Here is a 13,222-nt window from a genome sequence, read left to right as displayed (position 1 = left end):
TCTGGAAATCGGCGCCGGTTCGGGCGACAATCAGACCAAAGCCATGAAGTGAGAGCCATGCCTGATAATCCAACACTCGCCTCCCTTGCCTCCGATCTCGCCTCTGGCGCCACCTCCGCCCGCAAGCTCGTCGAGCAATGCATCGCCAAAATCGCCGATCCCGCGGGCGAGGGCCAGCGCACCTTCATCCATGTCGACAGGGATGCCGCGCTGGATGCCGCCGATGCGATGGACCGGCTGCGGAAGGCGAATGCGGCGCCATCACCCTTTGCGGGCATCCCGGTCTCGATCAAGGACCTGTTCGATATCAAGGGGCAGGTGACGCGCGCCGGCTCGCGGGCGCTGGACGATTCCGCAGCCGCAGAGGCCGATGCGCCCGTGGTAGCGCGGCTCAAGCGTGCCGGCTTCATCGTGATCGGCCGCACCAACATGACCGAGTTCGCCTATTCCGGCATCGGCATTAATCCGCATTACGGCACGCCGAAGGGCGCCTGGAACCGGAGTGTCGGCCACGTGCCCGGCGGCTCGTCGTCCGGGGCTGCGGTCTCGATCGCCGACGGCATGGCGTTCGGCGCGCTCGGCACCGACACCGGCGGCTCCTGCCGGATTCCCGCCGCCTTCAACGGCATCGTCGGTTACAAGCCGACGCAGCGCCGCATTCCGCTTAACGGCGGCGTGCCGCTGTCGTTCTCACTCGACAGCTACGGGCCGCTGGCCAATTCAGTCGCCTGCTGCGCGGCACTCGACGCCGTGCTGGCCGACGAGAAGGTCGAGCCAGTCACCCCGCGCTCCGTGAAGGGCATGCGGCTCGCGGTGCCGACCACAATTGTGCTCGACGATCTCGATGGCGCCGTCGCAAAAACCTTCGAGCGCGCGCTCGCGGCGCTGTCGCGCGCCGGCGCGCTGATTGAGCGGATCGAGATGACGGAGCTGCTCGACGTCGGGGTGATGCACGCCAAGGGTGGCTTTGCCGCGGCCGAAAGCTACGCCTGGCACCGCTTCCTGATTGCCAGCAAGGGCGACGTCTACGATCCCCGCGTCTCCTCCCGCATCCTGCGCGGCGAGGGCTTTCCAGCCGCCGACTACATCGATCTGCTCAACGCGCGTCGTTCCTTCATCGCCCGCACGAACAAGCGCATCGCGCCCTACGACGCGCTGGTGCTACCGACCACGGCGAACACGCCACCTCGGATTGCCGATCTCGCCGACGACAAGGCCTTCACCACGGAGAACCTGCGCGCGCTGCGCAACTGCACGCTGATCAATGTGCTCGACGGCTGCGGGATCTCGCTGCCCGCCCATCGCGAGGGCGAGGTGCCGGTCGGCCTGATGCTCGCGGCGTCGGGCGGATCGGATCGCCGCATCTTCGAACTTGCGGCCGGAATGGAGACCGTTATCCGTGTTTGATCTCACCTTCACTATCGACGACGAGGGCGTCGCGACGCCGCTCACGCTCGAAATCAGGCAGGCCGTGATCGCAGGCTGGACCGGCCGCGATCCGGTGGCGCGCGACAAGCATATCGCCGAGCTCGAGGCGATCGGCATCGCGCGTCCCGCGACGACGCCGATCTATTATCGCTGCTCGGCGCGGCGGATCACTTTCGCCGACACGATTGAGGTCTGCGGCGAGGAGTCCAGCGGCGAGGTCGAGTTCGTGCTGATCGGCTGGCAGGGCCGCACCTTCGTCGGCTCTGGCTCCGACCACACCGACCGCAAGGTCGAAGCCTACAGCGTCACGGTGTCGAAGCAGATGTGCGACAAGCCTGTCGCCTCCGAGCTGTGGGAACTCGAGGACGTGATCGGCCATTGGGATCAACTGGTCCTGCGCTCCTGGGCCGTGATCGGCGGCCAGCGCGTGCTCTACCAGGAAGGCACGCTCGACCACATGCTGCCGGTCAAGGATTTGATCGCGCGCGGCTTCGGCGCGGGCGGATTGCCCGACGGCTGCGCGATGTTCGGCGGCACCTTCGCAGCCAAGGGCGGCATCCGTCCGGCCAGCCGCTTCGAGTTTGAGCTGGAGGATCCGGTGCTGAAGCGAAAGATCCAGCATGGTTATGACGTGGTTACGTTGCCTGTAAGGGGCTAGCTCGTTCCTTCCTGCGTCATTGCGAGGAGCAAAGCGACGAAGCAATCCATCCCTCCGCTTGTCGAGACATGGATTGCTTCGCTTCGCTCGCAATGACGGATGAACGAACGGAAATCGGGTGGCGCGGATGACGCGCATGGGCAAGACTCCGGCTCATGAAAGCAACAGCCAAAGCCGCCGCCCATGCGGCACCGTCAGACATCCCCGCCCGCGTCGATGCGCTCGACTGGGTGCAAGTCACGGCCGATCTCGACGGGCAGGGCTGCGCTGTCCTCAAGGAGCTGCTGACGTCACAGGAATGCGATGCGATCACCGCGCTCTATCCCGATGACAGCCGTTTCCGCAGCAAGGTCGTGATGGGCCGCCACGGTTTTGGCCGCGGCGAGTACAAATATTTCGCCTATCCGCTGCCGGACCTGATCGCCGACCTGCGGCCTGCGCTCTATGCGCGGCTCACCGGGATCGCCAATCGCTGGAACCAGACGATGGGGATCGACGTTCGCTATCCCTTAGCCCATGAGGCGTTCCTGAAGCGCTGCCATGATGCGGGGCAGACGCGGCCGACGCCGCTGCTGCTGCAATATGGCGAGGGCGACTACAACTGCCTGCATCAGGACCTCTATGGCGAGCACGTGTTCCCGATCCAGGTCGCGATCCTGCTGTCGCAGCCAGGGCGCGATTTCACCGGCGGCGAATTCGTGCTGACGGAGCAGCGGCCGCGGATGCAGTCGCGGCCCGAGGTGGTGTCGCTTGCGCAGGGCGACGCCGTCGCTTTTGCCGTGCATCATCGTCCGGTGCAGGGGACGCGCGGCTTCTATCGGGTTAATCTGCGACACGGCGTCAGCCGTATCAGATATGGTCACCGTCACACCGTTGGCGTGATCTTCCACGACGCAAAGTAACGACGAACGTGACTGCCGATCTGTTCGAGACCGTTGGCGACGCCCGCCCACCGCGCGAGACGATCGCGGAGGGCGCGGTGCTGCTGCGCGGTTTCGCAGGGACGTTCGAAGCCGAGTTGCTTCAGGCGTTGCGTGACGTCGTCAAGCAGGCGCCGTTCCGCCATCTGATCACGCCGGGCGGGCACCGGATGTCGGTCGCGATGACCAATTGCGGCCGGCTCGGCTGGGTCTCGGATCCCACCGGCTATCGTTATGACGGCATCGATCCGGATAACGGCGCGCCGTGGCCGGCGATGCCGCCGGTGCTATGCAGGCTCGCCGCTGCGGCTGCGGAGGAGGGCGGCTTCACCGGGTTTGCGCCGGAGGCTTGCCTGATCAACCGCTACGTCCCCGGCGCAAAATTGTCGCTGCATCAGGACAAGGATGAACTCGACTACGCGGCGCCGATCGTCTCTGTGTCGCTCGGGCTACCGGCGACCTTCCTGTTCGGTGGCCTCAAGCGCAACGACACGCCACGGCGTTACCGCCTCGAGCATGGCGACGTCGCGGTGTGGGGCGGTCCGTCACGGCTGTTTTACCACGGCGTCGCGCCGCTCGCCGACGGCGAGCACGGCGTGCTCGGCCGCCAACGCATCAACCTGACTTTCCGCAAGGCGCGCTAAGGCGCTGACGCTCTCAGATGTTCTTCGCCGGGTGGATGAATGCCCATGGAGAGACTTCGGAGCCGGTCGGCACTTCCACCGAGATCACGTAGGGCCCGCCGTCCGCCAGCGCCTTCTCCAGCGCGGGACGGAAATGATCGGGCGAGGTAACGCGCGCCGCGCCTGCGCCAAAGGACTCTGCGAGCTTGACGAAATCAGGGTTGACGAGGTCGGAGGCGACGATGCGGCCGTCGAAGCGTTCGTGCTGGTCGCGGCGGACATTGCCATAGGCGTTGTTGTTGAACACCAGCGTCACCACGCCGATCTTGAATTGAACGGCGGTAGCTAGCTCCTGCACGCCGAACATGAAGCCGCCATCGCCGGTGATTGCGACCACAGGCTTGTTTGGATTGGCGACCTTCGCGCCGAGCGCGGTCGGAAAGCCTGAGCCCAGCGTGCCCTGATAACCCGACGTGATGAAGGTGCGCGGCTCGTAGATCGGAAAGCCGTACCAGGAGGCGAAGCCGACCTGTGACAGCTCGTCGGTCACGATGGCATTCGCCGGCAGCACCTCGCGCAGGATTTTCAGATACGCCATCTGCGGCTGGATGCGCTGGATATCGACTTCGGCCGCTGCGGTCGCCTCACGGATCGCCGCGCGGCGGCCGCTTGTCTTGCTGTAGCCAGCCTTGCGCACGGCGGCGGCGAGATCGGCGGTCGCAGCCTTGGCGTCTGATATCACGGCGGCATCCGCCGGCCAGCGGCGCATCTCGACCGGATCGATATCGATCCGCACGCATTTCAATCCAGCGGGCTGATAGGGCCAGCGCGACATCGTCGGCAATTCCATGCGGCTGCCGATGCCGATCATCAAATCGGTCTTCGGCCACAGTCTGTAGGCCGCGGCCATGGTGAGCCCGAGCTCGTGGGCGTTGGAGACGATGCCGCGGCCGCTGCGAAACGCGACGACGGGTGCATCGATCATCTCGGCGAGCTCCAGAACCTCCTCACGGGCGTCGATCGCGCCGCTGCCGACAAAGATCATCGGCGCCTTGCTATCAGCGATCAGAGCGGCGGCGGCCTTGATCCTATCCGGATCGGGCTGCGGCGCTGGCAGCCGATCGAACGGCTTGACGGGCGTGACCTGGGCGCGCTGGGTGAACACGTCCCACGGCATTTCCAGCGAGACCGGACCGCGGCGGCCCGACATCATCTCCTGGAATGCCCGTGAGACCATCGCCGGCGCGTTGTCGGGGTATTCGATCCGGTCGGCCCATTTCACAAAGGTTCGCAAGGTCGCGAGCTGGTCCGGCATCTCGTGCAAATGGCCGCGGCCCTTGCCCAGAAATTGCGTCGGCACCTGCCCGGTCAGGCACAGCACCGGCTCGTTGCAGCCGAATGCGGTGAGAAGCGCCGCCGAGGCGTTGAGCACGCCGGGGCCGGGCACCACGCTGAACACGCCGGGCCGGCCGCTGGAGCGCGCATAGCCGAACGCCATGTAGCCGCAGGCCTGCTCATGCCGCGCGCCGATCACCTTGAGCTGCGCCTGGTGGAACGCGTCGAACAGGCCGTAGATCTGTGCGCCGGGCAGGCCGAACACGGTGTCGACGCCGTGGGCGACGATGCCATTGACGATCGCTTCGCCGCCGGATGTTGAGGTCATGGCACTGTCCACTTGCTTAAGGATGTTAGCTGGCTTCGTCGACGACGCCGTTGCGCAAGACGCCGACGCCTTCGGCCTCGACCTCTATCACATCGCCGGGCTTCAGATAGCGCGGCGGATCGAACCGCGCACCGGCGCCGGTCGGCGTGCCCGTCACGATGATATCGCCCGGCATCAGCGTCGTGAAGGTCGAGATGTAGTTGATCAGGTAGCGGAAGCCGAAGATCAGCCGCGAGGTGCGGTCATCCTGCCTCACCTCGCCATTGACGCGGGTGGTCAGGCGGATATCGGCGATCTGCGCCTCGTTGCTGTAGGGCACGATCCACGGCCCGAGGCTGCCGGTGGAATCGAAGTTCTTGCCCTGGGTGACGTTGAACTTGGCGTGCCGCACCCAGTCGCGGATGGTGCCTTCATTGCATAGCGAAAGTGCCGCGATGTGGTCGAGCGCGGCGCTTTCCGGGATGTGGCGGCCGGCCTTGCCGATCACGAGCACCAGCTCGCCTTCGTAATCGAACTGCGGCGAAGCGCGCGGGCGCACCACCGGCGCATTGTGGCCGACAAAGGAGCGCGGCACGCGCAGGAACATGCTGGGATATTTCGGGGCATCCGAGCCGTCCTTGTATTCGGCGTTGCGGTCCGGATAGTTGACGCCGATGCAGATGATCTTTTCCGGCGCCGGAATCGGCGGCTGAAAGGCGACCGCGTCGAGTGCGTGGTCGGGCGAACGCTTGGCAGCGTCCTCCGCTAGCTTGGTCAGCGCGCCGGCCGCGATCGCGTCGCGCAGCGTCGGGTAGTCCTTGGCAAAGCGCGCGGAGAGATCGACGATGCCGGTGTCGGTGACGGCGCCATAGCTGATGGCGCTGTTGATGGAGTAGGTGGCGAGGCGGGGTGCGGACATCATCGATCCTCAATCCGCAACCAGCACGTCGGCGACGAAGCGCGGTTCGCGCACCGCCTGACCGGCGAACACCGAGCCCTCCTCGAACCAGGAGCGCGGCGCTGGCGCGCCCCACAGCGTCTGGCGGCGCGGATCGCGCAGCGACCAGCGCAGCGGCTCGTGGTCGTGATCACCGGTGAAATAGTCGCTGGTGTAGAGCTCGATGCGATGGCCGTCGGGATCGCGGATGTAGAGGAAGAAGGCGTTGGAGATGCCGTGCCGGCCGGGGCCGCGCTCGATGTTGGCGAGGAAGCCAGAGGAAGCCATCACATCACAGAGATGCACGATGTTCATCGCAGTCGGCACCCAATAGGCGATGTGGTGCAGGCGCGGGCCACGGCCGTTGGTAATGGCGAAGTCGTGGACGTTGCCCTTACGATGCATCCAGGCGGCGGCGATGCGGCCGTTGGCGCCGTCTTCCTCGGCATATTCGGTGAGGCGGAAGCCGAGCCTTGCATAGAAGTCGACGGTGTCCTGCACCTCGGCGGCGAACACGTTGAAATGGTCGAGCCGCTGCGGATGGCAGCCCTTGTAGAGGTCGTAGCGCCGCAGCAGATGCGGGCGCTTCTCCATCGTGGCGTAGAGCTCGATCTGGAAGCCGAACGGATCGGTGAACTGCAGCGTGCGGCCCTGGAATGGCTGGTCGAGGAAAGCGTAAGCGATGCCGTTTTCCGAGCAGAAAGACGCTGCCTTCTCGAGGTCGCCGTCATTGCCGACCTTGAAGCCGAGCCGGTTGCAGGCCGCCTTCGGCGCCTTGCGCAGCACCACCGAGTGATGCTGGTGCTCTTCGCTGGCGCGCAGATAGACCGACTTGTCGTCGCGGTCCTCGACATGGAGGCCGACCGTGGTCTCGTAGAACGCGGCGCTCTTGTTCAGATCCGTGACATCGAGCACGGCATGGCTGCAACGGATGATGTTGAAGGGCGGGTCGAAGACGTGCTGTGGAGCGGGCATGGACGTTTCCCTGATTGTGTTGTCATTCCGGGATGGTGCGCTAGCACCAGACCCGGAATCTCGAGGTTCCGGGTTCGCTGTGCGCCCCCGGAACGACAGTTACATTCCCAGTTTCTGAATCTTGTGCGTCCCGCGGGCGAGCGAGACGTGTTTGGTTTCCATGTAGAAGTCGAACGAGTGGTCGCCGCCGTCGCGGCCGATGCCCGACGATTTCATGCCGCCGAACGGGGTCGGCAGATGGCGGACGTTTTCCGAGTTGAGCCAGATCATGCCGGCTTCCAGCGCGTCGGCGACGCGCAATGCGCGGCCCATCTCGCCGGTCCAGACGTAACCGGTGAGGCCATACTGCACGCCGTTGGCGATCTCGATCGCGTCAGCCTCGTCGCGGAACGGGATCACGGTCAGGAACGGGCCGAATACTTCCTCCTGGGCGACGCGCATCTTGGCGTTCGCGCCGGTGACCAGCGTCGGCTGCACATAGTGCCCGCCGCCGGGGCCGTCATGCGGCTTGCCGCCGACTGCGATGGTCGCGCCATCTTTCTTCGCAATGTCGAAATAGCTGCAGACTTTCGCCAGATGCCGCTCGTGGATCAGCGGCCCGATCTCGGTTGCAGGATCGAGGGGATGGCCGACCTTGAGCGCTTTCACCCGCGCGGTCAGCTTCTCGATGAATGTGTCGGCGATGCTCTGCTGGACCAGAAGCCTGCTCGACGAGGTGCAGCGCTCGCCGTTGAGCGAGTAGATCATGAACACGACGGCATCGAGCGCGCGGTCGAGATCGGCATCGTCGAACACGATCACCGGGTTCTTGCCGCCGAGCTCGAAATGCACGCGCTTCAGGGTCGGCGCGCCCTGCGCCATGATTGCCGAGCCTGTCGAGCTCTCGCCGACGAAGCCGATCGCCTTGATGGCCGGATGTTCGGTCAGTGCCTTGCCGGCGTCTTCGCCAAAACCGTGCACGGTATTGAACACGCCGTCGGGGATGCCGGCCTGCTTTGCCAGTTTGACCAGCAGATCGGCGGTGACCGGCGACCATTCGGCCGGCTTGTGCACGACGGTGCAACCGGCCGCCAGCGCCGGAGCAATCTTCCAGGTCGAGAGCATGAACGGCGTGTTCCACGGCGTGATCACGCCGACCGGGCCGATCGGCACGCGGGTCGAGATATTCCAGTGCTCGTCGCTCGGCATGTTCTTGCCGTCGCGCGCCTCGGCGCATTTGTCGGCGAAGAAGCGGAAATTCTCAGCGGCGCGGATCGCGGCCTTGGCCATGAAGCGGTGCGCCTGGCCGGTGTCGATGCATTCGAGCACGGCGATGTCGTCGGCGTGATCCACGATCGCATCGGCAACGCGATTCAACAGCTTGCGGCGCGCCGTCGCCGGCATGTCGCGCCAGGCCTTGAAGGCGCGCGACGCCGCGGTCGCGGCACGGTCGATATCCTCCGCGTTGCCGCGCGCCACGGTGGCCAGCACCGCGCCGTCAACCGGCGATTTCGTCTCAAAGGTCTGGCCCGAGACCGACGGCACCACCTTGCCGTCGATCATGTGGCCGATGCCCTCCGCCTTCAACTTGGCGAGCAGGGGACCTGCGCGGTCGCGGTTGGCCTGGAATACGTCTGCGGATTTCGGGGTGGGCTTATCCATGGACCGTCTCCACTTTCTTCAGGGCGTCGTGGATGTTGTTGCGTTTCCAGCTCGTCTCCTTGTCATTGATCTGCATGTCGAACGACAGAGCGAATTTGCTGTTGGCAAAGACCGGATCGAGATGGGCCGACAGTGCCTTGAAGATGTGCTCGCCGGCCCGCTTGCGGGCGGCGAGATCGCGGCCTTCGCCGAGCCGCAGCACCATGTCGAGGAAGCCGCAGTTTTTTCCGCCATCGGCGATCGCGTAATGCTCGCATTTGATGGCGCGGACGCGGATGCCGCCGAGCGGGAAGATGCCGGTTTCGACCGCGGCCTTGCGAACCACTTCGACGACATGACCCATGTCGACGAGGCCGTCGAGATTGGCGGAATATTCTAGCGTGAAATGCGGCATGGCCGGTCTCCTGCTGATGTCAGCGCGTCAGGCGAAGTAGCAGCTCACGGATCCGTAGGGTCCATAGTCGGCTTGAATCGTGTCGCCTTTGCGGGTTTCGATTGGGCGGATGAAGGAGCCCGCCAGCACCACCTGTCCGGCATCCAGCGCCAGCCCGTTCGGCGCGATCTCGTTGGCGAGCCATGCCACCGCGGTCGCGGGATGGTTGAGCACGCCTGCGGCAAGCCCGGTCTCCTCGAGCTGGCCATTGCGGTAGCAGAGCGCGCCGATCCAGCGCAAATCAGTGTCCAGTGGGCGGATCGGGCGGCCGCCGAGCACGATGCCGGCATTCGCCGCGTTGTCGGCGATGGTGTCGAAGATCTTGCGCGTCGACTTGGTCTGCGGATCGACGCGTTCGATCCGTGTGTCGAGGATTTCCAGCGCCGGCACCACGAAGTCGGTGGCATTGAGCACGTCGAACAGGGTGCAGTCCGGGCCTGCGAGCCGATGCTTCATCACGAAGGCCAGCTCGGCCTCGACGCGGGTTGCGATGAAGCGATCGCTCGGCACCAGCCCGCCATCGGCAAAGAACATGTCGTCGAGCAAGATGCCGGAATCCGGCTCATTGATATTGAGCGCGCTCTGCATCGCCTTCGAGGTCAGGCCGATCTTGTGGCCCTTGATGACGCGGCCCTGCGCCACCTTCATCTCGACCCAGGCCTGCTGAATCGCGTAGGCATCGGCAAGAGTGATGCCGGGGTATTCCAGCGAGAGCTGGCGGATCTGCGTGCGGGTCTTTTCCGCCTGGTCGAGCCGTTGGGCGGCCGCGCGGATATCGTCGTGGGAGAGGGCCATGCGTGCTACACAAAGTGGATGCTGGGAGATAATTAACATGTTAAGTGAATGTCCGCAAACTGAATCGATGCATGTTGCAGCGCAAAAGTTTGCGGTTGTGGATTGAACGATGGCTCGCAAGAAATCGTCGAACGAACCGCGTTCAAATCCAGCAGAGGCCGGATCGTCCCGGCGGGTGCCGATGCGCGAGTTCTCACGCTCGCTGCCGATGTCGCTGCTCCGCGCCCGCGAAGCCGTGATGCGGCAATTCCGCCCGTCGCTGCGCAGTCATGGGTTGACCGAGCAGCAGTGGCGAATTCTGCGCGCACTCACCTCCGTCGACGAGATCGAGGTCACCGAGCTTGCGCATGTGGCGTTCCTGCTCGGCCCGAGCCTGTCGCGCATCCTACGCGATCTCGAGGCCCGCCAGTTGATCGAGCGCAGGACGGCGGCGAACGACCTGCGGCGCGCGGTCGTCTCGATCTCGGCGAAGGGGTTGAAGCTGATCGAGGCGGTGGCGCCGACGTCTGAGGCGATTTACGCCGCGATCACCAAGCGCTACGGCGCGCGCAAGCTTGCGGAACTGCACGAGATGCTCGGCGCGCTCGAGGCGAGCCTGGCTGGAATGATGTCCGCCGAGGACGCCGAGCTGGAAGCCGACGAATGATCACGGCAATACAGGCTACGCCATGTAGGGAACGCGCGAAATCACGTTGATGGCCCGGAATTCGGCAATCCAGCCGGCAACTTTCGAGTGGGACCACTCGATATGTCGGCGCAACGTCGTGGCCGCCGCGTCGCCGTCGCGCGCGCGCAATGCGTCAATGATCAGCAGATGCTCGTCCATGAAGGAATCGATCTGCGGCGCGGTCAGGGCCACCTGAATGTGCTTGCCGATCACGAAAGCGCAGTGGGTGCGCTTGAGGGCTTCGATCATCTCGCGATTGATGCCGTAGCCCAGGCACCGGATATGGAGATCGCCCTCGATCGCGTCGAGCTCGGCGACGCCGATGCGGTCGCGGAACCGGATCCCCTCGCGCAGCCGCTCCGCCATCCGGTCGAGCAGTGCCGCCGGAATCTTCACGGCAGCGGATTTCAGCAGCAGCGGCTCGAGGGTCGCCCGCACCTCGAAGATGTCGCGGACGCGATCCTCGTCCAGTGGCACCACATACCAGTGGGCTTTGGCGCCTTTCTCAAGGATTCCGATCGCCTGCGCGCGTAGCAGCAGATTGCGGGCAACCGTGCGTCCGACCCGGAAATGCCGCGCCAGTGCGAGTTCGCTGACGCGGAAGCGTCCGAACAGCGACCGGTAAATGACTTCACGTTCGAGCTCGTAGTAGAGGGTGTCCCAGGCGTCGCTTCTGATAGCCTCGACCGGCCCGTCGGTCAGCCCCAGCATTTCCGGTGTGATCGGGATTCGCCGAGGTTCGACCTTGCGCTTGCCGGCGATGACGCCGCGGCCGTCAAACCGGCGCACCAGGCCGATGTGCTCCAATTGCTCGAACGCCTGCCGCACCGGGGCGCGGCTGGAGCCAAACAAGGTCGCAATCGCCGATTCGGAGAGAACGGTTCCGGCCGGAACGCCACCGGTCCGGATGCGCTTCGCCAATGCGTCCTTGATCAGCGCGTAGGCCGGCTGTTTCCGTCTGGTCTGTGATTTCGCTCTTTGTGAATTCGCTTTTGGCATCGACATGGATGGCTGCCCGCCCGCCACACTATCACGTGATTTCGTCGAGGTCGCTTGCAGTAGGCATTTACGCACCGCCCGCGACGACCCTTTGACTATTGCGTGCAATGTACAATCATGATTAGCTGCGCCATACGCTTAGATTGATCATCGCCGTTGCGCGTCGGGTGCGCTGCAGTGGTGCGAATTTTTTTGTCGCGCTGTGCGATGGCCAAGGACAGGGCAGCAAGTCTACGCGTGTAGCTCGTCTCAATGCAGCCGACATGCAAGTTCGGCGTTATAAAGGGAGGATTGGATGAAACTGACGAGGCGTGAGTTTTCCGCCGGTTTGGCGGCAGGTCTCGCTACCCCGGCGCTGCTGCGTAGCGCGCGGGCGCAAGGCGCGACCATCAAGATCGGCATGTGCGCGCCCGTCACCGGTCCCGCCGCCGAGTCCGGCGGTTATGCCGTCAAGGGCGCCAAGCTCGCGCTCGAGGCCGTCAACAAGGCCGGCGGCATCCTCGGCAAGCAGGGCGAACTGATCGTCGAGGACGACCAGACCACAAATCCCGGCATCGTGCTGGCCTTCTCGAAACTCGCGTCGCAGCCCGACATCGTCGGCTTCCTCGGCTCGATCCGATCGACCCAGGTTCACGCGATGGCGCCCGATGTGATCAAGCTCGGCAAGCCCGTGATGATCGGCGGTACCGATCCGAACCTCACCCATATGGGCAACAAGTGGCTGTTCCGCTTCCGCCCTAATGACAGCTATTCCGGCCGCGTGATCGCCGAATACGGCGTCAGCACGCTCGGCAAGAAGAAGTGGGCCGTGCTGCACTCGACCGACGCGTTCGGCACCGCCGGCGGCAAGGCGCTGACTGAAGCTCTGCAGAAGCTCGGCGCGCCGCCGGTGCTCGACCAGGGCTACGCCAACCAGAGCCAGGACTTCACCCCCGTCGTGCTCGCGATCAAGCAGTCCGGTGCCGACATCCTCGGCTCTTACTTCACCTTCGAGAACGATCTCGGCATCTTTGCCCGCCAGTTGCGCCAGCTCGGCGTCAACATTCCCTGGGTCGGCTCGCCCTCGATCGTCAACATCACCGCGCTCAAGCTCGCAGGTCCCGCGCTCTACAACACCTACGGCGTCGCTGACTACGCGGAAGATTCCAGCGAAGGCTCGAAGGCGTTCGGCAAGCTCTATCGCGACGCGGTCAAGGTCGCGCCCGACAACCAGAGCTCCTGGACCTACGACGCGGTCACTGTGCTGTCGGCGGCAATCGACAAGGCCGCCTCGACCGAGCCCGACAAGATCCGCGAGGCGATTCTCGCGATCAAGAAGTTCCCGGGTGCCGAGGGCGAGTACAATTTCGACCAGAACGGCGACGGGCTTCACGGCTACAACATCGTGAAGAACGAAAAGGGCAACATCGTCTTCGACAAGCACATCGAGTCCAACGACTGATCAGGCGAAAAGGCCTCTCCGGTAGCCCCCGGGGAGGCCGGCGCCGATCCTCCGTTGGAACGC

Annotated in this window: 13 protein-coding genes; 6 read left to right on the top strand and 7 right to left on the bottom strand. The window is 64.7% G+C overall.

Translation table 11 applies throughout. The features are described from left to right. Positions 1-57: 57 nt before the first annotated feature. The 4 genes from UP10_RS19270 (at position 58) to alkB (ending at position 3,650) form a co-directional block, all read left to right on the top strand. Positions 58-1,407 carry an amidase gene (locus tag UP10_RS19270; protein WP_044588871.1) on the top strand — a complete coding sequence of 450 codons (1,350 nt, stop codon included), beginning with the start codon at positions 58-60 and terminating at the stop codon, positions 1,405-1,407. Then, entirely contained in the window at positions 1,400-2,086 is a 687-nt protein-coding gene (locus UP10_RS19265; RefSeq protein ID WP_044588870.1) for a DUF2848 domain-containing protein, read from the top strand. Before UP10_RS19270 ends, UP10_RS19265 begins: the two co-directional genes overlap by 8 nt. Before the next feature lie 155 nt (positions 2,087-2,241). Continuing rightward, positions 2,242-2,988, top strand: a complete 747-nt coding sequence (locus UP10_RS19260) for a 2OG-Fe(II) oxygenase (RefSeq protein WP_044588869.1) — start codon at positions 2,242-2,244, stop codon at positions 2,986-2,988. An 8-nt stretch (positions 2,989-2,996) separates the two neighbouring features. Next, positions 2,997-3,650, top strand: coding sequence for a DNA oxidative demethylase AlkB (gene alkB, locus UP10_RS19255; RefSeq protein ID WP_044588868.1), 654 nt, complete (start codon positions 2,997-2,999; stop codon positions 3,648-3,650). A gap of 13 nt (positions 3,651-3,663) precedes the next feature. Here the strand turns inward: alkB and UP10_RS19250 are convergent, their stop codons facing one another. The 6 genes from UP10_RS19250 to hpaH form a co-directional block, all read right to left on the bottom strand. Then, on the bottom strand, positions 3,664-5,292 hold the full coding sequence (locus tag UP10_RS19250) for a thiamine pyrophosphate-dependent enzyme (RefSeq protein WP_044588867.1): 1,629 nt from the start codon (positions 5,290-5,292) through the stop codon (positions 3,664-3,666). 25 nt (positions 5,293-5,317) lie between these two features. Next, positions 5,318-6,190 (bottom strand): fumarylacetoacetate hydrolase family protein, encoded by an 873-nt coding sequence (locus UP10_RS19245; RefSeq protein ID WP_044588922.1) that lies wholly within the window; start codon positions 6,188-6,190, stop codon positions 5,318-5,320. Positions 6,191-6,199: 9 nt separating this feature from the next. After that, complete coding sequence (gene hpaD, locus UP10_RS19240; protein ID WP_044588866.1) at positions 6,200-7,183, bottom strand: 3,4-dihydroxyphenylacetate 2,3-dioxygenase; 984 nt, start codon at positions 7,181-7,183, stop codon at positions 6,200-6,202. A gap of 99 nt (positions 7,184-7,282) precedes the next feature. After that, positions 7,283-8,824: a 5-carboxymethyl-2-hydroxymuconate semialdehyde dehydrogenase gene (gene hpaE / locus UP10_RS19235; protein WP_044588865.1), complete on the bottom strand. Its 1,542-nt coding sequence runs from the start codon at positions 8,822-8,824 to the stop codon at positions 7,283-7,285. Continuing rightward, the gene (locus UP10_RS19230; protein WP_044588864.1) at positions 8,817-9,218 is read right to left on the bottom strand and encodes a 5-carboxymethyl-2-hydroxymuconate Delta-isomerase; all 402 of its coding nucleotides are present in this window, start codon (positions 9,216-9,218) and stop codon (positions 8,817-8,819) included. The genes hpaE and UP10_RS19230 overlap by 8 nt, the downstream gene beginning before the upstream one ends. Before the next feature lie 27 nt (positions 9,219-9,245). Next, complete coding sequence (gene hpaH / locus UP10_RS19225; protein ID WP_044588863.1) at positions 9,246-10,052, bottom strand: 2-oxo-hept-4-ene-1,7-dioate hydratase; 807 nt, start codon at positions 10,050-10,052, stop codon at positions 9,246-9,248. A gap of 109 nt (positions 10,053-10,161) precedes the next feature. Here hpaH and hpaR point away from each other — a divergent pair, with 109 nt between their 5' ends. Beyond that, positions 10,162-10,698 (top strand): homoprotocatechuate degradation operon regulator HpaR, encoded by a 537-nt coding sequence (hpaR, locus tag UP10_RS19220; RefSeq protein WP_044588862.1) that lies wholly within the window; start codon positions 10,162-10,164, stop codon positions 10,696-10,698. Between the two features lie 15 nt (positions 10,699-10,713). Here hpaR and UP10_RS19215 read toward each other — a convergent pair whose 3' ends face one another. After that, positions 10,714-11,745 (bottom strand): GntR family transcriptional regulator, encoded by a 1,032-nt coding sequence (locus UP10_RS19215; RefSeq protein WP_245321790.1) that lies wholly within the window; start codon positions 11,743-11,745, stop codon positions 10,714-10,716. A 268-nt stretch (positions 11,746-12,013) separates the two neighbouring features. On the opposite strand from UP10_RS19215, the gene UP10_RS19210 reads away from it, so the two are divergent. After that, positions 12,014-13,159, top strand: a complete 1,146-nt coding sequence (locus UP10_RS19210; protein WP_044588860.1) for an ABC transporter substrate-binding protein — start codon at positions 12,014-12,016, stop codon at positions 13,157-13,159. The last annotated feature ends 63 nt before the right edge of the window (positions 13,160-13,222 follow it).

Source organism: Bradyrhizobium sp. LTSPM299 (assembly GCF_000938235.1).
Taxonomy (GTDB): Bacteria; Pseudomonadota; Alphaproteobacteria; order Rhizobiales; family Xanthobacteraceae; genus Bradyrhizobium.
This window is presented reverse-complemented; position numbering and strand designations above follow the sequence as displayed.